Below are 18,151 nucleotides of genomic sequence, written 5' to 3' on the forward strand. Positions count from 1 at the left end.
TAATGGGTGTAAAAAAAACAGATATAGTATTACTAGATGACAAAGGGATTCGCTGCGACGGACGAAAAATCGACGAGCCTCGCAATATTATGATTAAAGCTGGCGTCCTCAAAAACGCAAACGGCTCTGCATATATCGAATTTGGAGAAAACAAAATACTCGCAGGCGTCTTTGGCCCGCGCGACGTCCATCCAAAGCACTTGGCAAACACGGACCGCGGAATCCTAAGATGCAGATATCACATGGAGCCATTTTCAGTAAGCGAGAGAAAAAACCCGGCACCATCAAGAAGGGAAATTGAGATTTCCAAAGTAATCAAAGAGGCACTGGAACCTGCAGTAATGCTTGAGAACTTTCCAAGAACCGTAGTGGACGTATACATCGAAGTTCTTCAGGCAGATGGCGGCTCAAGATGTGCAGCGCTTGACGCGGCAGCGGTTGCCCTAGCAGACGCCGGCATTCCGATGAGAGACATGGTTTCGGCATGTGCCGCAGGAAAAGTGGCGGATACTATTGTTTTGGATATTAACAACGAGGAAGACCAGGAAGGTCAGGCAGACATGCCGGTTGCATACATGCCAAACCTCGAAAAAGTCACCCTTCTCCAGCTAGATGGAGTCCTGACTCCAGCTGAATACAAAAAATGCATCGAGACTGCAATAAACGGATGCAAGATAGTGTATGAGATTCAAAAGAAGGCACTAAAAGACAAATTCTTTGGAGACATGTCACCATGAACGTTTCAATTATAGATGATCTAAGGAAGAAAAAAATTCTTGCTTTGCTAAAGGATGGTCAAAGAGTTGACGGAAGAGCGTTAGACGAACCAAGGCCATTAGTTATTGATACTGGAGTGATTCCAAAGGCAGAAGGCTCGGCGCGAGTGAGATTGGGAGACACCGAAGTCGTATGTGGAGTAAAGATCCAACCCGACAAACCGTTTCCAGATCTTGGCGATAGGGGAATTTTCATATGCACCGCAGAAGTCCTGCCGCTTGCAGATCCTAACGTAGAAACCGGTCCTCCAAATGAGGAAGTAATTGAACTTGCAAGAGTGGTGGACAGGGGAATAAGAGAAAGCCACATGATTGATCTCACTAAATTGGTTTTGACAAAGGACAAATCCGTAATCGGAATATTTGTTGACAATACTGTTACTGATTATGATGGAAATCTATTTGACGCATGCTCATATGCCTCGGTAGCAAGCATACTTTCATGTAAGGTGCCAAAATGGGAAATCAAAAATGATGCCCCGTCATTAGTACCAGATTCAGCATCTGCCCCGCCAATCACGACAATCCCAGTTTCAGTAACCATGGGAAGAATTGCCGATACCATAATCGTTGATCCAAATGCTGACGAGTGGAAATGCATGGATGCTAGAATGACTATAACGACAAACAGCGAGGGTAACATTTGCGCCGTACAAAAAGGCGGCGACGACGGTTTTACTTTTGAACAACTAGTAAAGTGCTCAGAACTCTCGATTGCAACCGGAGCAAAAATAAGGGAGATTCTCAAACAAGTACCAGGTGGAAATGCATGTTAAAACCCGGTGGATCACTAAAAGGCCTTGGACAAAAGTATGGTCTTAAGCACAGGAAAAAGTTCACACAAGTTCATAGCCTTCTCAAGGCAAAAAGAAAGTGCCCAGAATGCGGCTCTCTGAAATTCGGAAGAGAGGCAGTCGGAATATGGGCCTGCAAAAAGTGCGGATACAAAGTAGCTGGCACTGCTTACGATGTCGCACTTTAGTGCCGTCATACAAGTTTCTGCAAAGGACAAGACAAAAGCAATTTTTGACTCCATTAGTATAGACAACAAATTTTATCCTGAAAACCCCACAAAGACTACCGTCTCTCTGAAAAAAAATACCCTTCACATATCACTTCAAACTGACGAGTTGCCGCACCTGAGGGCAAATCTGAACTCAACGCTCAGACTAATACAGGCAAGCTACGATTCTGTCGAATCCATAGAGATATAAGAAATTCAAACAACAAATCATCATGTCTTCTGGCCAGCAAATGCCTCCTTGGTTGCAAGAGCAAATCATGAAACTACAACAAGCTCAGCAAAACCTGCAATCTATAATGGCACAAAAACAGCAGCTGGAAATGGAGCAAATAGAATCTGACAGGGCACTTGAGGAACTAAAGAAAGTTGCAGACTCTGATCCTGTGTACAAGCACGCAGGCTCGCTTTTGATAAAATCTACAAAGGCTGTACTAATTGCAGAGCTGGAAGAGAAAAAAGAACTTGCAAACACCCGAGTCACAGTTCTTGCAAAACAAGAGGCAAGAATCAAGGAAAGCATCAAAGAGCAGGAAATAAAAATTAACGAAATGATGCACAGCGGACAAAAGCCGCCATCCTAAGAAGATATTAACCATTTTACAACAACTGTCTTGATGAAGATTGAAAGTCTTCGAATTGTAGTTGACGAAAGGGAAAGAAAAAGTGGCATTCCTGATTTACTAAAGGCAATTGGAATCAACCTTGAGGTAAAGACGCTTCCAATAGGCGACTATATCGTGGCCCCTGAGACCGTGGTGGAGAGAAAAAGCGTCTCTGATTTGATATCGTCTATCTTTGATGGCCGCCTGTTTGACCAGTGTGACAGGCTAAAAGAAAACTTTGCGCATCCAATAATCCTAATGGAGGGAAACGTCGACGAAATCGACAGTTTGGTTGAGAACCCGTTTGTGTTTTATGGGGCGCTTTCCACAATAGCGATCGACTTTAAGATACCAATAGTTCCGACTGCAAGTGCATCACACACCGCAAAACTCCTAGTATCCATGTGCTCCCGGAAGGACGTGACAAAGGGGCCGTTCCTAAAGAAGATAAGAAAATCAGACGACGTGCAAAAACAGCAGCTATCCGTCCTTTGCAGCCTTCCTGGGATTGGAGAAAAACTGGCAGTAAGGATGCTACAAAAGTTTGGCTCGCCTACACGCACGCTAAATGCGTCCCTTTCTGAGCTATCCAAAATAGATGGGCTTGGGGAGGCGCGAGCTAAAAAAATAAAACAAATGCTGGAAAAGGAAAGCAAATTCAGAAAGGAAGAAAACCAGAAAACGCTTGACTAGACATAGAATAAAATGTCTTTTTACAATAAAAAAATCGTGCTAGCTTCTCATCTGTGGCTCAAAGAACATCTTGATGATCCTAATTTAGTAATTTTAGACACTAGGCCAAAAGTTGCATACATGTATGGCCACATACAAAATTCCATCTCGCTTACCGTTGAACAGGTAATAAAAATAAACCAGCATGGAGCACACCTGGTGCCAGATCCGGAGTTTTGCGCAGAACTGTTTGGCTCAATTGGAATAGACGAAACAAAGACCGTAGTGGTTGCAGGCGAGTCGATGGATCCGTCCGTTGCAAGAATCGCATGGACGCTTGATTACTTGGGGCATCCCGACATCAAAATACTTGATATTGGAATCGCTACCTGGCAAAACCTCGGGTTCCAAATGGCACGGGCACAAAAAAAACTACCTGCAACAGAGTTTGTGCCAAAGCCAAGGCCGGAAATAAGAATAGAATCCGATGATCTGAAAGACAGCCTTGGCAAAATCACCATACTTGATGCGCGCTCACCGCAGGAATTTTTTGGAGGGCACATACCGGGTGCGATTCTTTCCCCGTTCACAGACGGCCTTGGGCAGAATGGCTTTGTTTTTGATACCAAGGAATCCCTAGAAAGCCTGTATGCTGAAAAAATTCCAAAAGACAAAGAAATCGTATGCTACTGCATGCACGGTCATAGGGCATCAAGTCTCTTTTACCAGCTGAAAATATCTGGCTATGAGAATGTCCGACTCTATGACGGCTCGTTCATTGACTGGTACTCAAAAAGACTTCCCCTTGAGTAACTTTCTATTTAGCCTGCTTCCGCAAATGGGGCATTCTGTAATCTTTGAGAACTCTTTTGCACATGCAGGACAGTAATAGATCCAGCTTCCAACATCCCTTATGCCCTTTGTCATTATGGGCTGAACATGGAGATTCAAGTTTTTTGCGACATTTGAGACTGAAAAATCATCCGTAACTAGATTGCCTCCAAGCTGGTAGCACAAGGCAACTGCAGAAATGTCCGGCGCAGATAGTTTCTGAAAGTCACCTGTCTTTTTTGAAGCCTCTGTCACGATGTTGATATTTTGCTGTTCTGGATCCAAAATTCTGATCCGATTTGTCTCAATCAGCGTATCTAGTGCGCCGTGGTTTTTTTTGATGTGTTTTATTTCATCAAAGACTAGTGACGTGGTGTATCCTTCATCGGGCACCGCAAAGGGAACCCCTGCATAAAATGCACTTGCATCATAAACGCTAAAAGCCAAGCTTGCTCATCTGTCTGAGACCCTGCCTTTTGAGTCTAACAAAGACTGCCTGGATTTTGTGTTTTTTGATAACTATCGGCTCCTCAAAATCGCAGGCCTTGATCACCTGTGCATCCATTACAATATTGCAGTCATGGGAGCAGATCACCTGTATTTTCTCATCCGGTACGACAATTGATGGCAGTCTTCGCACCGGCGCAACAGGCGTTATTATCAATACATCTAGGCTTTCGTGCAAAATTGGGCCGCCAAGAGAAAAAGAATGCCCAGTCGAACCGCTCGGAGTTGATATCATCACTCCATCCATTTTTTGTTTTACTACGTCGTTTTGAAATTTGATCTCAAATTCTGCGGTCTTGGTCAGGTTTTGCCTATTGATGTATATCTCATTTAACGCGGGGGGAAATTCTTGGCCTCCGACTGATGCCACGACCCGAGTCCTCTTGTCCAGCCAGACCTTGTTTGAGCGGATGTCGTTTATGGCAGCATCAATTTTATCCAGCGTTATTTCTGAAAGTATGCCCCTGTTGCCGCCGACATTGATTGTCAAAAGCGGAACTTCGCTAGTCAAACTTCTAAACGTGCGCAGAGTCGTCCCGTCACCACCAAGCGTCACAACCAAGTCCAGTTTTTTATCGCTGATTTCATCAACGGTGTCTATCTTCTTTGCGCCCTCGACAAAAACTGGCGCAATTGTAAATACCTCTGCCTTGTTTGCAAGAAACTTTTTCGCTACTTTTTTTGCGACGTTTTCTGACTCTTCAGAACCAAACTTGCTTACTATTGCAACGCGATTTAACTTCAAGCAATTATCAATATGGCAATTTATTTAAAAATCATGGTTTTTCGGTTTATGCAGAAAACAATTAAGTATAGAGGGAACATTGCAAATTGCAATGAATTACGCTTATCCTGAAGTGTTAGTAGACACAGAATTTGTAGCAAAGCATCCGCCAAATGACAGTTTGAAGCTAGTTGAGGTCGATTATGATCCTGAGAATGGATACAGAAAAGGTCACGTAAGCGGAGCTACTCTGATTTGGTGGAAGCGCGACATTAATGATCCTGTAACTCGAGACATCATAGACAAAAAACAATTTGAGGCACTGATGTCAAGAAACGGAATCAAGTCTGACACCGAGGTGATTCTTTATGGTGACTTTAACAATTGGTTTGCAGCGTTTGTGTTTTGGGTCTTCAAGTATTACGGCCACAAAAATGTCAAAATAATGAATGGTGGAAGAAAAAAATGGGAGATAGAAAAAAAACCATACACTACTGACGAGCCACAAGTATCTTCAACCACATATGTCGCACAGCCTCCAGATGAGGGACTGAGGGCGTATCTGTTTGATGTCAGACGCGCACTGGACAAAAATGACACCGTGCTGGTAGATGTGAGATCGCCAAAAGAATTCACTGGTGAAATAACTGCACCACCGGAATATCCTATGGAGCATGCACAGCGGGGCGGACACATACCTGGCGCAAATAACATTCCTTGGGCTACTGCAGTAAACGATGCAGATGGCACATTCAAGACAGTTGACGAACTAAAGCAAAACTATGTTCCAAAGGGCGTCACGCCAGACAAGGACGTAATCTGTTATTGCAGAATTGGCGAGAGATCGTCTCATTCCTGGTTTGTACTCAAGTACCTGCTTGGATATCCGCAGGTTAGAAACTATGACGGCTCTTGGACAGAATGGGGCAACATGATTGGAAACCCAGTAGAAAAATAAGTTGAGTCAAGATCCTCCAATTCTAAAAAAAGGCACATTTTATATCATCAAGGAAACACCTGACGCATTCATCATGGAAGACAGAACAAAAAGGGGCCTTACCGTGAGGGAGCAGTCGCTAGATGAGGCCCTCCAAGTTTCTGCCGATAAGGGGATGATCCATGACATGGACGGAATTGGTCACTGGGTCCCAATACGGTGGTATTTCCCAAAAAAGGAATACGATCTGCAAAAAGTGCTCGTGCCTGCAGAAAAAATGGAAAAGAAATACACCGAAATGCGCGAACTGACATGTCCTGACGACTCGGAATAGATAAGATTTTTAAACGAATTTGAATCAGTAGTATCGATGTCGCTTTTACTAAAAGATCGAATTTACACAATGGAGTCACCGACCGCAAAGAGGGGCGTATATCCGTTACACGGTTACAAGCTTGGACTGTATCGTTTACCGATCAAACTAGAAGATCCTGCCGAAATGAAATCGATCATGGATGGTCTCAAAAAGACATTTGCCATGGATACATTTGCAGACAGAGTATTTGTCACATACAACTGGACTGAAGAAAACATGCCAGATCCGGATGCAAAGGGATACCAAAAAGTCAACCTCAACGTTACGGTGGAAATCGTTACTGGCGAAGTAGTTGACATGATATACCAAATATTTCCAATTGAAAAATTCGGCGACCCGCAATGGGTAAAAGATTATCGCAAAAAGGCAGACTATTATGCAAAGATGATAATTGATACTATTCTAAGAAATACTATCCTTGCAGACAAGATGGTGGAATATTTTGTCAAATCTGACAAACTAGACCCAGATGCAGCACTGCAAAGACTAGAAGAGATCACACCACTTGCAAAGATTGTACCTGATGCAAAACCAAAGCCAAAGGCGGAGGAGCCACAAGAAGCAGTAGTGGGCCAAGTGTCTGTGGGCGAGGCATTTGATGGCGCAAAACCTGGGCCAATCGACGTGGAATACAAATCCCACATGCCGCCAACCATTCCATATACGGTTCCGTCAAACAAGAACGTGATCAAGACGTGGGGAAGAAAAGGTACGGAAACTAGCAGAATGGGGGTGTGGGGAGAATTTGTGGCAGTTGATTTTGATATTTGCGTTGCCGACGGTGCATGCATCGATGCATGCCCTGTCCAAGTATACGAGTGGTTTGACACTCCTGGCCATCCGGCATCTGAAAAGAAGCCACTCATGGCACGGGAGCCTGACTGTATCTTTTGTTTGGCGTGTGAAGGTGTATGTCCTCCTCAAGCGATCAAAATCTTCCAAAGAAAATCCTAATAACACAATACAGAAATTCCCCATCGTTCAATCCTGAATAATGGCAGTCAATTCGTTTACTGTATTTGTTTTTGACATTTTCATATTTTCGGCCATTCTGCTTACCGCATATTCAATCAATTTCTATTATCTGGCGTTCTTGTCATCTAGGCGCAAAGACAAAAACCCCGTGGTGCAAGTTGGGACGCCGTCCATTACAATCCAACTTCCAATATACAACGAAAAGTACGTGGCGGCAAGACTTGTGGACGCTGTCTGTGCGTTGGACTATCCAAAAGACAAAATGAAGATAATGGTGCTTGATGACTCTGACGACGACACGACAGATCTCTTGGGCGATTTGGTTGCCAAGTATGAGAAAAAAGGATACGACATCTTGCATGTTCGGCGAGGAACGCGAAAGGGGTACAAGGCTGGCGCCCTCAAATATGCAATGAAAATGACTGACACGGAATACGTTGCAATATTTGACGCGGACTTTATTCCGCCTGTCTGGTTTTTGCAGCGAGCCATACCATACTTTGCAAAACACAACATCGGCCTTGTCCAGTGCAGATGGGGACACGTAAACGAAAACTATTCTGCAATGACGCAAGCTCAGGCACTAAGCCTCGACTTTCATTTTTTGATAGAACAAAAGGCAAAGAGCAACTCGCACCTCTTCATGAACTTTAACGGAACTGCCGGAATCTGGAGGCGCGAATGCATCGAGGATGCGGGGGGATGGCACACCTCCACACTGGTAGAGGATCTTGACTTGAGCTATAGGGCCCAGATGAAAGGATGGAAATGTGTTTTCATTTCTGACATAGTAGTTGACGCAGAACTCCCAGTCCAGATGAATGCTGCAAAAAGGCAGCAGTTTAGGTGGGCAAAAGGCGCAATCCAATGCGCAATCAAACTGCTTGGTGACATTTTGATAAAAAGAAAGATACCAATTGAAACAAAGCTTCAGGCGTTTGTGCAGCTGACTAGACACATCGCGTACCCGCTTCTACTAATACAGTTTCTTGCCTTACCAGTTCTTTTGGCATCTGAAATGAATCTTCACATAGTTCGACTTGTTCCTGGAATCACGCTTGCAACATATCTTGCAATGGGGCCTGGGGCGTATCTTTTTGTAATATACAACGTCTGGGGGAAAAATTGGAAACACAAGGCAAAGATTCTCCCGTTTTTACTGATTTATTCTTCTGGAATGGCAGTAAACAACACCGTTGCAGTGTTTGACGGGATATTTGGAAAAAAGAACGAATTTCTCAGAACTCCAAAATATGGAATCGTAAACAACACTGACGACTGGCGTGGCAAGGCGTACAATCTTCCATTTACAAAGACTACGCTTCTTGAGTTGTTCTTTGGAGTTTACGGTCTCATGGGGATGCTTATTGCGATTTTTTCAAAAAATCCGATTTTTGCACCAATGATAGCGATTCCAACCATTGGATTCTTCTATATTGCATACGTGAGCCTGTCCCACTCGAAATTTCAAAGAAATAAATCCAGTGTGCAAAAATCAAAGACGGAGAAGATGGCAGACAGATATTATCAGGCAGCAATCATTGGAATGTTTGCAATTATTGCGTTTGGAGGATATATGGCCTACTCTGGATATCAAAATGATGTGTATCCACTTGATCAGTCACGTGGACTACTCGACAGAATCGCGGCAAGCAAAGACCCACAATCAATACTTGCGGATCTTCGCGAAATAAAGCAGCACCTGCCAGTCAAAGGAAACCCAGTTTGGATATTCCCAACTGATACTACTGATTTTGGCAGAATACAAGAAGATATTGACTCCATGATTGCAAACGTTGAAGATCTTACCGGTGAGCCAAGCAACAAGGCTGATTTTAACACTGCCATGCTGCACCTTCAGGTAGGCGCAATTCAAATTCGACAGAACTTGATGGATGCAACGCCGTACATGTACGCGAGCTTTTCAAATATTGTATTTAGCTCAATTTGGATCGCGGCAATATTGGGAATCTTTGCAATGATGAAACGAAAGAAGGAACAACTAAAGGCATACGACAAGTCTGACGACGTCTAGTCAGTTAGCTACTTTAACCAAGTTTTCAGGTGCTTTATCCGAGTCTACGCCTGATCCTATCTTGAATCTGGAGATGATCTGTTGAAGCTGCGTTGCAAGCTCCGACATCTGATTTGCAGAAGTTGCAATCTCTTGTGTCTGCGCTGTTTGTTGTTCCACTGCGGCTGATGCCTCTTCTGTGGCAGACGCGTTCTGCTCTGCCACTGCAGAAATTTCTGATGCGCTTTCTGATACCAGTTTTACTTTGGACATTTCTGCCTGAGCAGAGTCTGATAGCTTACTTACATTTTTAGATACATTTCTGATGCGAGATGCGATTTCGTCAAGCACCTTTAATGAAGAATCAATTACCATTTTTCCCTGGCTTACCTCGTTTGAACTAGTTTCGATGTCCTCGACTACTATCTGTGCGTTTTCCTGAATTTGTTTTAGTTTGGTATCAATATCCTCTGATGACTTTGCAGAACTTTCTGCAAGGCGCCTGACTTCGTCTGCAACCACTGCAAATCCTCGGCCAGCCTCTCCTGCACGCGCTGCCTCTATTGCGGCATTTAGCGCCAAGAGATTTGTCTGGTCTGCAATCTGTCTAATTACATCCAAAACCGCGGTAATCTCATTTGTCTTGTCTGCCAACTCTCTGACTTTCTGCGCCGAATTATTTGTGACCCTGATTATGTTGTTCATTCTTTCTCCTGCCTCTTTAGCTGATTCTGAACCGCTCTCTGATAACTTGCCTACCTCGTTAGTTACCTCGACAGATTCTATCGCGTTTGTCGCAAGTTGGCTAATCTCGTCTGTAAGCTGGTCTACAATTTGTTTTGATTTATTGAGATCTTGTGCCTGTGTCTGGGAACCTCTTGAAATTTGATCAACCGTTGTCGCAATTTGCTGCACTGATGAATTTAGTTCGTTGCCCGATGCGGCAATGTGTTGGGCGCTAGATGACACCGACTCTGCTGCCATCTGTACCTCTGACACTGTATCTTTCAAATTGAAAAGCATCTGCTTTTCCGCCTTTAGCAGTTTACCGATTTCATCTTTTGATTTTGTTTCCTCTACCTTGATGGAAAGGTCTCCCTCACTAATCTTGATTGCGATTTCAGTTGCTCTTGCGATTGGTTTTGATATGGAGCGTGAAATAAAGAAAGCAAATACCCCAACTGCCGCATTTACAATTACACCTAAGATAATGGCCTGAGTTCCTATTTCTGCAAGATGTTCCCTTGCCTGCACACTGTCGAGTTTTTCAACCAGCTCGTTTGTCGCAATATAATTGCCAACTGAGATGACTAGTACTGAAATTATGGCAATTGCGTTAAACAATATCTGCAACTTCCAGTTCAGGGAGTGGCTGAGGGGATTTATCATAACTGTGATTCGTTATTACTGTATGATTATAGGAATGCGTGTGTTTGTGTTAAACAGAATATTTTTTGCATTTTGTTCGTGACCCTTGGTGATTGTATCATTACCTTGGTATTAATAGTACGGTACCATACCGTACTTTATGATAACATGCGAATATTGCACAAAACAGTTCGTTGAATCCCTCACCGGACTGACCGAAAAGACCTTCCACGAGATACTCCACGACCCAAAAATGGTCAACGAGTAGCTACATTATTTTTTATCTTGTTTTAGCCGAACCTTTTATTATTTAACAGTCTGTCACTACTTTGATGTCAAAGGCACCAAAGAAGGCAGTAAAGCCTGCTGAAAAGGAAAGACCCAATGCCTCTCTGACAAAAAAGGACTCTAGCACACTAGTTAAGAAAATCGCAGCAGTGTCTGATTCCACAAACACATTATCCAAAGAAATCAAGGGCATGGCAAAGATATTTTCTGAAAACCAAAAGGTGCTCATATCGATGAGGGACATGATTGACACACTTGCATCTGCAATTGAGCAAATCCAAAAACAATCCAAGCAGATCAACATCATGGAAGAAGACAGCCAAAGGCTCTTTGCAGGGCTAAATCAGGTGCGCTCGCAAGCATCGCTTGTCACAAAGCTGCACGACCAAACAAGCAGGCTCCAGGATCAGGTAAGCAAGATAAGTCAGGCCCAAAAGGAATCTCCTAGCTCAGAGAGCATAATGAAATCCGTGTCTGACAACATGGCGTCCACTCAAAACAACACACACATGATAATAAAAATCGCTCAAAGAATAGACAGCATAAAGGAAAATCTTGATGACATCTCGTCAAAGACGGAAAAAATTTCATCGGTTGGCACTGAAATTGAGGATCTCAAAAGAAAAATCCAGTCCGTCTATGACAAGTCAGAAAAAACCAATCTTGAATCTGAAATACTGTCGCTAAAGCAAAATCTCAATGATATCGCAGAAAAAACGGAATCTGCATCGGGAATCATGGCAGAACTTGAATCAATCAAGGGCCAAATTATGCAGGTGTCTGACAAGGCTGCACAAATGGACTCGTTTGGGGACAAAATGCAAGGCCTCCAGCAAGAATTGCTTTCAAACATGGCAAGAACTGAGACCATAAAACACCTCTCAGGTGAAGTTCAAAAAATAGAATCCGAAATTAACTCTCTGGTAAAAAGGGCCGACGCTACCGCGTTTGTCGGAGAGGGATTAAAGTCAGTACAGGAAGACCTGGCTGGATTCAAAGACGCGGTGTTTAACAAAACAAACACAATAGACCAAAAAGTATCTGCGATATCTGAATTATTCAAAAGATCTGACGCGTCTGCATCAGAATTCCACAAAAAAGCTGATCAGCTGTTCCAAAACATGCAGGAAATAAGAACCGTAACAAACAAGTCGTCATCAAACGTATCAAGGGAAGTAATCGGACTGCTGAAGCTGTCCGAGTTTCAGTCTAACTTGAGAATTCTCTCAGAGTCCAAGTACGGTGAGCTAAAAGACATCGAAAGAATGGCAGAGCAAACTGCGTCCATAGTTAACCTGTTTGATAGGATCTCAATTGAGTCTGACGAAAAGCTCTCACTCCCGCAAGAGGTGAGACAGTGGGCGCTATCCAAGATGCTAGATTCTGCAGACAAGTGGGAAATAAGATTCACTGACCTGTTTGCCGTACTGATAGACAAGCTTGGAAAAGAACTGGTCAAAGAAAACATCCGAATCCAGCAAGTGCGGGACATCTTTGGGATACGGGGCGTTGACGAAATAAGAAAAGAACTTGATTTGGTATAGTCTTGGAATTATGCTAAAACGCAGTCAGATACCCCAGGTCTAATTCTTCACCATGTCCGATGACCTAATCATCACTCTGCACATCGGCTTGTGTGGCATTCCTAATAATTCTGACTCTGCAAAACCTATGGCTGGTTGACTTGGCACAGCAGTTTGGTCTGATGGGCAAGAATTTTTCACCAAATTGTAATACAACGCGACCTTGCCCATTAAAAAAAAATTTAGGGATTTTATGGCATGAATTCCCAGATTCTTGACAAAGTAGTAGAATCAGGAGTCTGCGGAATAAAAAAGGCCGAATTAAAGAAGATCTTTGGCAACGAATGCGAACCATCGCTTGCGGAGCTAACAAACGATGAAAAAGTCATAATCGACAACAAGGGCATAGCGCACTATGTCTGGACCAAGGAGAATTACCTTTCCCATATATCACAAAATGATCCTAAATTCAAAATACTATCAAATCTAGTCAAAAATCTGGAAAATTCTGTAAACCAGATGCGAAGCCAAACTCTGCCTAACGCAAATTCCGATTCGTCATTTCAGGCTCTCTTTGACGACTCTATTTCAAAACTGTCGTCTTCGATTGGATGGGTCCAGATTTCAATCATACGGGAACAGGTCTGCGAATCACTTGGAATATCGCAGGAGAAATTTTACGCCCTGGCATCATCGCTAATTGAATCAAATCAGGCAAAATATGAGATCTCAACTGGAGGCCAAGAGGGTATCACCGTGCGGGGCATGTTGCACGGATACGTAAGAAAGCTATGACCTACCCATACGGGCTAAAGACAAACCCGTATCCAAGCAGTCCTACCCCTACTGAACAAGATGCAAAAATTCTTGGGGGGACAAGGCACATTGAGGCAAAAGAAACCATAACTGAATGCATATCTGATCTTTACAAAAAAATCACGAGGAAAAATTCCACTGACAATGATTTCCGAGTAATAACTCTAGTCCAGGACGTGGGATCTGGCAAGACTCATCTTGCACTGCACGTAAAAACCCTAAAGACAAGACAGGACATCGTAACAACGTATGTTGATCTATCTACAATATCTCCAAAGACAAACGAAAGCATCTACAACGCACTGATCCACGGATTTAGCAAGGAATTGTTCTCTGATCTAAAACAAAAATTCCTAATGCAAATGTGCGACAAGGCACAAAGAGGAGATCCTTTGGCCAAAAGAGCCCTAGGGTACGGGATCATTGACAAGCTAAAGGGAGTCACACTAAAGCAAAAAACTGAGGACATCATATATGACAAGCAGCTTGCACCAAAGGAATCCCTTGAAAGATATCTTGGCGCAAACTATGACTCGCACGAAGCAGTGCTGGTCAAAAACATAATTTTCAACTCGTTTGACAAAATATCAAATCTTGACGATTTGCTTGGAAGAATAACGGCAGTATCCAAATTTTCCCACAATTTGCTTGGCAAGGTGATCCTCTTTGAGCTTGACGAGGTCGACTCCCAGGAAGGAACGATGGAATTCATCAAGTCTCTGATAAATGCACACATTCCTGCATCTGTACTCTTGCTGATTACAACCCCGTCTGCATATCTTGACATACAGAAGGCAAACGCATCCGTATTTGACCGACTCGAGAAGGCAAACTACAAAATCGATCTCGCCGGGGCAAACTCTGTTGATGAGCTAATTGAAATTGCAATCGAGTACATAAAAGACGCAGACAAGACGGAAAAGTTCAACAAAAAAGAACAACAGGACCTTGCCGCAAAAATACGCGTCCTGTGTGACGAGTTCCCAGAATTTAGAAACGTCCGCTCCATAATCAACATACTAAACCACGCAGTAGAGGTAGCGCACTCACTATCTGCTCCGGAAATCACAGAAAATGTCATAGATGAGACTGTCAAGCATACTTATCCTGGACTGAAGATCCGGGGAAGCATAATGGAAGTGCCCATATCAGAGTTTATCAAAATTAAGAGGAGTTCGGGCGCAACCGAGCATCAGATAAAGCAGGCGCTATCAAACCTGGTGAACTATGCCCATGAAATTGGAAACATTTCAAAGGCAAGCAAGGCAAACCCTTCATTTGACGTTGTGTTCAGCGATCCCTTTGGCACAAAAATAGGAATCACGGTGGTGATGGATGATAATCACGCAAAGAACTTTGAGACAATATCAAACGTGCTCAAATCGTCTGCGTTTGTCGACAAGCTTGTGATTCTGACAAACACAAGCGTACCCCAGTCAAACCAGGCAACAATCGTGACAATGGACAAGTCAAAACTCGTTGATTTGCTGTACTTTAGCAGCAAATACACTGAGCGCAAGCTCGATGAGCCAGAAACTGAAAAAGTCAAGATGCTTGCAAAGACAATCTGCGTAATCTAGCAGACCCAAAATAATTTTAATGAACAATTCTGTGAGTTACTAGTGCAAAATTATCTTTTACAAATTCTCGACAGCTCTGGCCCGGTTAACAGCCTAATTGACAAGATCACTCCTGAAATCCCACACTCTTCGTTTATCACGGACTTGGCAATAATCATGATTTTAGCGTCAATAGTCACACTTGCGTTTTTCAAGATGAAGCAGCCGCTAATAATCGGGTACCTGTTTGCAGGAATGCTGCTTGGGCCTCTGTCCCCGCTTTGGGCCTCTCTCATACCTGAAGGAAGCGAGTTCATGGGCCTTGAAAAATCAGGCATACTTTCTGATGTTTCGGTGCTCAACATCTTTGCAGAGCTTGGTGTAATCCTGCTTTTGTTTGTGATTGGAATCGAGTTCCCATATTCAAAGATAAAATCAATTGGTAAGGTAGCAATAGGTGCAGGAACAATAGGGTTGTTCTTGACACTCGGCGTCGTGTTTTATGTCTCAAGTCTATTTGGCCTTGGATTTATGGACTCGCTGTTCTTGGGCGCGGCACTATCAATCAGCAGTACTGCGATTATAGTAAAAATTCTAGAAGACACTGGGAAAATAAAAAAGGAATCATCAATTCTTGTCTTGGGTATGCTGATTGTGGAAGACATTATTGCAGTAATACTGATTGCAACTTTGGAGTCAGTTACGTTTGCGGGAAGCATTTCCTACACCAGTATAGTGACAATTGTTATTGTCGCAGCAGGCCTAATTGGCGGAACGTTGACCGTTGGCACAAAAATAATTCCGAAATTAATTGACAAGGTTGCTGCAACGGAGCACAAAGAAATCCTACTGCTGTCAGTACTTGGACTGTGTTTTGGATATGCGCTGTTTGCAAACGTTGTAGGTCTGTCTGTTGCGATTGGCGCATTCTTAGCTGGGGTACTGGTAGCTGAATCAAAATCGGCAGAGGTCTCAAAAATACTGTCTAGCCCAATCAAGGACATGTTTGTTGCAATATTTTTTGTCTCAGTTGGCGCCCTGATGAACGTTGCAGAGCTTGGAAACTATATTGTTCTGGCAATCGGGCTTATCGTAGTATCCGTACTGGTAAAGTTTGGCAGCGTGCTGTTTGGCACTTGGCTGTTTAGACAAGAAAGGACAAAATCGCTACGCTCTGCATTCGCTTTGGCAGGCCCAAGGGGGGAGTTCTCAATAGTAATAGTGAAGACAGGCGTGGATATTGGGGCAGTTAGCAGCTTTGTATTTCCGCTGATTGGCATAATATCCATAATCAGCGCGTTTATTTCACCGCTTTTGGTTAGGGCAAGTGATAGGGTTATCCCGAAATTGGAGGATTAGAAATGTCAGACGATGAAATGAAAAAATTAATGGACAGGGTGCACATGGGTATTACATCATTTAATTACAGTGGGACTCAGGTGCCATGTGTCATTCTTGCTGAAAAAAGATTCGACGAAATAATGGCAAAAGTCGCAGGAAAGCCAGTGTCTGTCGATACAAATCTCAACATACAGCAGGATGGCCTTGGGCACGTCTTTGTTGAAGTCGTCCTGACCTTTTCGCAGGGTGACATTGAGGAAAAACTGCTCTTATACGCCAACGAATCGCTTGCTTTTTTTGAATCATTGGAAAACACCGCAATGCTTGCACTGTCGTCTCCGCGTTCCCAGGTTGGAAAAGAAAACGTCTTCATGATTCAGCTCCCAAGGCCGGAAAAAATTACAAACGCCTTGGAGATAATAAAAAAGGGATTTGAGCCGCAAAAATAAACTGCTAGCCATAAAAACGGGCAAATTGTTCTAAATCGCACATGTCCTGATCAGCTTGTTCTGCCAATACGCACAGCTGCTCTTTATTTGACTGTTGAAAATTTCGTTGATGATCTGGGAGATGCTGCTCTAATGACTGATTTTGCAAAATTTGCATTACATTGTGCGTCTGCATCTGGACCTGAGTGGCAAATAATCAAAAAGGGATTTGGACATACATAGGCAGCAAACAATGAAACTTGGATTATATCACATTCAGCTGATGCGGTACTATGAAGAAGTACTGGCACAGGCTGTGAGAAACTATGCCTTTACTGGCGATAAAAAATGGGAAATGCGGTACAGGGCAGTAGAACCAATGTCTGATGGTTTGCTCAAAGATGCAATTGCCAACACGGACGAGAAAATTAAGCCGTTCTTCATTGTGATGGATAAGGCAAACATGCGACTTGTCAAAATGGAGTACGGATCAATTGATCTTGTAAACGAAGGAAAAAAAGAGCAAGCAATCGATCTCCTGGAAAGCAAAGAGTATGCAGATCAGAGAAAAGTGCTGGCAGGTGGCCTGGAGGACTTTATCACAAAAATTGAAAGCAAGACTTTTAGCTCAGACGACCTTTCTGACATAATGATTCCGTCAGTTCAACAAATAATCGAACTGGAAAGAAAGCTGGCAGTGATGGAGGACAATTTAAAAAAGGAAAAACTGTTCGCAATAGGCGAACTCTCAGCCAGACTGGCACATGACATACGCAATCCGCTTTCGGTAATCAAGACATCAATTAACATTCTTGTATCAAAAGGAGACGTCGATGCCAAAACAATGGAAATGTATGAAAGGATGGAGCGGGCGGTGGAACGAATCACATACCAAATAGACGACGTACTGAATTTTGTAAAGCCAAGGGTGTCATCTCTGAAAAATACGTCGCTCGATGAGATACTGGCATCTGTTCTGGCGAGAATAGAAATCCCCAAGACTGTCGTCATGACGACACCTACTAAGAACATAGAGTTTGTTGGAGACATAATAAGTCTGGAAATTGTCTTTGTGAATCTGATCACTAATGCGCTTCAGGCAATTAACAATTCCGGAGAAATCACAATCAGTGCAGACGTACAAAACGAAAAAATCATAATCAAAATTCACGATAACGGTCCTGGCATGCCAAGTGACGTCGTTCCAAAAATATTTGATCCGCTGTTTACCACAAAGCAGACTGGGACTGGGCTTGGCCTTACAAGCTGCAAAACCATAATTGAGCAGCACGGCGGCCACATTGAGGTTGAAAGTGCAGTTGGCAAGGGAACCACATTTGTCGTTACACTTCCCTATCGCAGAATAATATAGACACATTTTTGGGCATTT

Annotated in this window: 20 protein-coding genes; 17 read left to right on the top strand and 3 right to left on the bottom strand. The window is 43.3% G+C overall.

The annotated features are described in order from the left end of the window. Positions 1-2: 2 nt before the first annotated feature. The 7 genes from rrp41 to NKMY2_RS04430 are packed head-to-tail and all read left to right on the top strand — an operon-like array spanning position 3 to position 3,887. A complete protein-coding gene (rrp41, locus tag NKMY2_RS04400; protein WP_042685085.1) occupies positions 3-737 on the top strand; it encodes an exosome complex exonuclease Rrp41 in 735 nt (244 codons plus the stop codon). Then, entirely contained in the window at positions 734-1,552 is an 819-nt protein-coding gene (gene rrp42, locus NKMY2_RS04405) for an exosome complex protein Rrp42 (RefSeq protein ID WP_042685090.1), read from the top strand. Before rrp41 ends, rrp42 begins: the two co-directional genes overlap by 4 nt. Continuing rightward, positions 1,546-1,758: an eL43 family ribosomal protein gene (locus NKMY2_RS04410; RefSeq protein ID WP_042685092.1), complete on the top strand. Its 213-nt coding sequence runs from the start codon at positions 1,546-1,548 to the stop codon at positions 1,756-1,758. Before rrp42 ends, NKMY2_RS04410 begins: the two co-directional genes overlap by 7 nt. Beyond that, positions 1,745-1,990: a KEOPS complex subunit Pcc1 gene (locus tag NKMY2_RS04415; RefSeq protein ID WP_042685094.1), complete on the top strand. Its 246-nt coding sequence runs from the start codon at positions 1,745-1,747 to the stop codon at positions 1,988-1,990. Before NKMY2_RS04410 ends, NKMY2_RS04415 begins: the two co-directional genes overlap by 14 nt. A 22-nt stretch (positions 1,991-2,012) precedes the next feature. Further along, the gene (locus tag NKMY2_RS04420; RefSeq protein WP_042685096.1) at positions 2,013-2,381 is read left to right on the top strand and encodes a prefoldin subunit beta; all 369 of its coding nucleotides are present in this window, start codon (positions 2,013-2,015) and stop codon (positions 2,379-2,381) included. A 33-nt stretch (positions 2,382-2,414) separates the two neighbouring features. Then, positions 2,415-3,095: an ERCC4 domain-containing protein gene (locus NKMY2_RS04425; RefSeq protein ID WP_042685097.1), complete on the top strand. Its 681-nt coding sequence runs from the start codon at positions 2,415-2,417 to the stop codon at positions 3,093-3,095. 12 nt (positions 3,096-3,107) lie between these two features. Then, entirely contained in the window at positions 3,108-3,887 is a 780-nt protein-coding gene (locus tag NKMY2_RS04430; RefSeq protein ID WP_238549768.1) for a sulfurtransferase, read from the top strand. On the opposite strand, the gene NKMY2_RS04435 is transcribed toward NKMY2_RS04430, so the two are convergent. Next, positions 3,864-4,352 carry an NOB1 family endonuclease gene (locus tag NKMY2_RS04435; protein ID WP_042685099.1) on the bottom strand — a complete coding sequence of 163 codons (489 nt, stop codon included), beginning with the start codon at positions 4,350-4,352 and terminating at the stop codon, positions 3,864-3,866. The two genes, NKMY2_RS04430 and NKMY2_RS04435, sit on opposite strands and share 24 nt — an antisense overlap. Beyond that, the gene (locus tag NKMY2_RS04440) at positions 4,342-5,157 is read right to left on the bottom strand and encodes an NAD(+)/NADH kinase (protein ID WP_042685101.1); all 816 of its coding nucleotides are present in this window, start codon (positions 5,155-5,157) and stop codon (positions 4,342-4,344) included. The genes NKMY2_RS04435 and NKMY2_RS04440 overlap by 11 nt, the downstream gene beginning before the upstream one ends. A 91-nt stretch (positions 5,158-5,248) precedes the next feature. Here NKMY2_RS04440 and NKMY2_RS04445 point away from each other — a divergent pair, with 91 nt between their 5' ends. From NKMY2_RS04445 to NKMY2_RS04460, 4 genes are read left to right on the top strand one after another with little or no spacing between them, the layout of a single operon-like run. Continuing rightward, positions 5,249-6,094: a sulfurtransferase gene (locus NKMY2_RS04445; RefSeq protein ID WP_042685229.1), complete on the top strand. Its 846-nt coding sequence runs from the start codon at positions 5,249-5,251 to the stop codon at positions 6,092-6,094. A gap of 1 nt (position 6,095) precedes the next feature. Continuing rightward, a complete protein-coding gene (locus tag NKMY2_RS04450) occupies positions 6,096-6,407 on the top strand; it encodes a hypothetical protein (protein WP_042685103.1) in 312 nt (103 codons plus the stop codon). Positions 6,408-6,443: 36 nt separating this feature from the next. Beyond that, positions 6,444-7,403 carry a 4Fe-4S dicluster domain-containing protein gene (locus NKMY2_RS04455; protein WP_042685112.1) on the top strand — a complete coding sequence of 320 codons (960 nt, stop codon included), beginning with the start codon at positions 6,444-6,446 and terminating at the stop codon, positions 7,401-7,403. Positions 7,404-7,443: 40 nt separating this feature from the next. After that, positions 7,444-9,459, top strand: coding sequence for a cellulose synthase family protein (locus NKMY2_RS04460; protein ID WP_042685115.1), 2,016 nt, complete (start codon positions 7,444-7,446; stop codon positions 9,457-9,459). On the opposite strand, the gene NKMY2_RS04465 is transcribed toward NKMY2_RS04460, so the two are convergent. Continuing rightward, positions 9,460-10,827, bottom strand: a complete 1,368-nt coding sequence (locus tag NKMY2_RS04465) for a methyl-accepting chemotaxis protein (RefSeq protein ID WP_042685120.1) — start codon at positions 10,825-10,827, stop codon at positions 9,460-9,462. A 311-nt stretch (positions 10,828-11,138) separates the two neighbouring features. On the opposite strand from NKMY2_RS04465, the gene NKMY2_RS04470 reads away from it, so the two are divergent. The 6 genes from NKMY2_RS04470 to NKMY2_RS10205 all read left to right on the top strand — a co-directional run bounded on the left by NKMY2_RS04470 (position 11,139) and on the right by NKMY2_RS10205 (position 18,133). Beyond that, complete coding sequence (locus tag NKMY2_RS04470; protein ID WP_102007754.1) at positions 11,139-12,638, top strand: coiled-coil domain-containing protein; 1,500 nt, start codon at positions 11,139-11,141, stop codon at positions 12,636-12,638. A gap of 237 nt (positions 12,639-12,875) precedes the next feature. Beyond that, positions 12,876-13,412 carry a hypothetical protein gene (locus tag NKMY2_RS04475; RefSeq protein ID WP_042685124.1) on the top strand — a complete coding sequence of 179 codons (537 nt, stop codon included), beginning with the start codon at positions 12,876-12,878 and terminating at the stop codon, positions 13,410-13,412. Then, positions 13,409-15,013 (top strand): P-loop NTPase family protein, encoded by a 1,605-nt coding sequence (locus NKMY2_RS04480; RefSeq protein WP_042685127.1) that lies wholly within the window; start codon positions 13,409-13,411, stop codon positions 15,011-15,013. The genes NKMY2_RS04475 and NKMY2_RS04480 overlap by 4 nt, the downstream gene beginning before the upstream one ends. A gap of 42 nt (positions 15,014-15,055) precedes the next feature. Continuing rightward, positions 15,056-16,351 (top strand): cation:proton antiporter, encoded by a 1,296-nt coding sequence (locus NKMY2_RS04485; RefSeq protein ID WP_042685131.1) that lies wholly within the window; start codon positions 15,056-15,058, stop codon positions 16,349-16,351. 2 nt (positions 16,352-16,353) lie between these two features. Beyond that, positions 16,354-16,782 carry a hypothetical protein gene (locus tag NKMY2_RS04490; RefSeq protein ID WP_042685133.1) on the top strand — a complete coding sequence of 143 codons (429 nt, stop codon included), beginning with the start codon at positions 16,354-16,356 and terminating at the stop codon, positions 16,780-16,782. 232 nt (positions 16,783-17,014) lie between these two features. Further along, positions 17,015-18,133, top strand: a complete 1,119-nt coding sequence (locus NKMY2_RS10205; protein WP_052347510.1) for a sensor histidine kinase — start codon at positions 17,015-17,017, stop codon at positions 18,131-18,133. Positions 18,134-18,151: the final 18 nt, after the last annotated feature.

Origin of the sequence: Candidatus Nitrosotenuis chungbukensis (assembly GCF_000685395.1) — an archaeon.
Classification (GTDB): domain Archaea; phylum Thermoproteota; class Nitrososphaeria; order Nitrososphaerales; family Nitrosopumilaceae; genus Nitrosotenuis; species Nitrosotenuis chungbukensis.

What these genes read in the sequence shown, in the direction of transcription:
- rrp41 (WP_042685085.1), top strand. Translation starts at nt 3, where the DNA reads ATGGGTGTAAAAAAAACAGATATAGTATTACTAGATGACAAAGGGATT.
- rrp42 (WP_042685090.1), top strand. Translation starts at nt 734, where the DNA reads ATGAACGTTTCAATTATAGATGATCTAAGGAAGAAAAAAATTCTTGCT.
- NKMY2_RS04410 (WP_042685092.1), top strand. Translation starts at nt 1,546, where the DNA reads ATGTTAAAACCCGGTGGATCACTAAAAGGCCTTGGACAAAAGTATGGT.
- NKMY2_RS04415 (WP_042685094.1), top strand. Translation starts at nt 1,745, where the DNA reads ATGTCGCACTTTAGTGCCGTCATACAAGTTTCTGCAAAGGACAAGACA.
- NKMY2_RS04420 (WP_042685096.1), top strand. Translation starts at nt 2,013, where the DNA reads ATGTCTTCTGGCCAGCAAATGCCTCCTTGGTTGCAAGAGCAAATCATG.
- NKMY2_RS04425 (WP_042685097.1), top strand. Translation starts at nt 2,415, where the DNA reads ATGAAGATTGAAAGTCTTCGAATTGTAGTTGACGAAAGGGAAAGAAAA.
- NKMY2_RS04430 (WP_238549768.1), top strand. Translation starts at nt 3,108, where the DNA reads ATGTCTTTTTACAATAAAAAAATCGTGCTAGCTTCTCATCTGTGGCTC.
- NKMY2_RS04445 (WP_042685229.1), top strand. Translation starts at nt 5,249, where the DNA reads ATGAATTACGCTTATCCTGAAGTGTTAGTAGACACAGAATTTGTAGCA.
- NKMY2_RS04455 (WP_042685112.1), top strand. Translation starts at nt 6,444, where the DNA reads ATGTCGCTTTTACTAAAAGATCGAATTTACACAATGGAGTCACCGACC.
- NKMY2_RS04460 (WP_042685115.1), top strand. Translation starts at nt 7,444, where the DNA reads ATGGCAGTCAATTCGTTTACTGTATTTGTTTTTGACATTTTCATATTT.
- NKMY2_RS04465 (WP_042685120.1), bottom strand. Translation starts at nt 10,827, where the DNA reads ATGATAAATCCCCTCAGCCACTCCCTGAACTGGAAGTTGCAGATATTG.
- NKMY2_RS04470 (WP_102007754.1), top strand. Translation starts at nt 11,139, where the DNA reads ATGTCAAAGGCACCAAAGAAGGCAGTAAAGCCTGCTGAAAAGGAAAGA.
- NKMY2_RS04475 (WP_042685124.1), top strand. Translation starts at nt 12,876, where the DNA reads ATGAATTCCCAGATTCTTGACAAAGTAGTAGAATCAGGAGTCTGCGGA.
- NKMY2_RS04480 (WP_042685127.1), top strand. Translation starts at nt 13,409, where the DNA reads ATGACCTACCCATACGGGCTAAAGACAAACCCGTATCCAAGCAGTCCT.
- NKMY2_RS04490 (WP_042685133.1), top strand. Translation starts at nt 16,354, where the DNA reads ATGTCAGACGATGAAATGAAAAAATTAATGGACAGGGTGCACATGGGT.
- NKMY2_RS10205 (WP_052347510.1), top strand. Translation starts at nt 17,015, where the DNA reads ATGAAACTTGGATTATATCACATTCAGCTGATGCGGTACTATGAAGAA.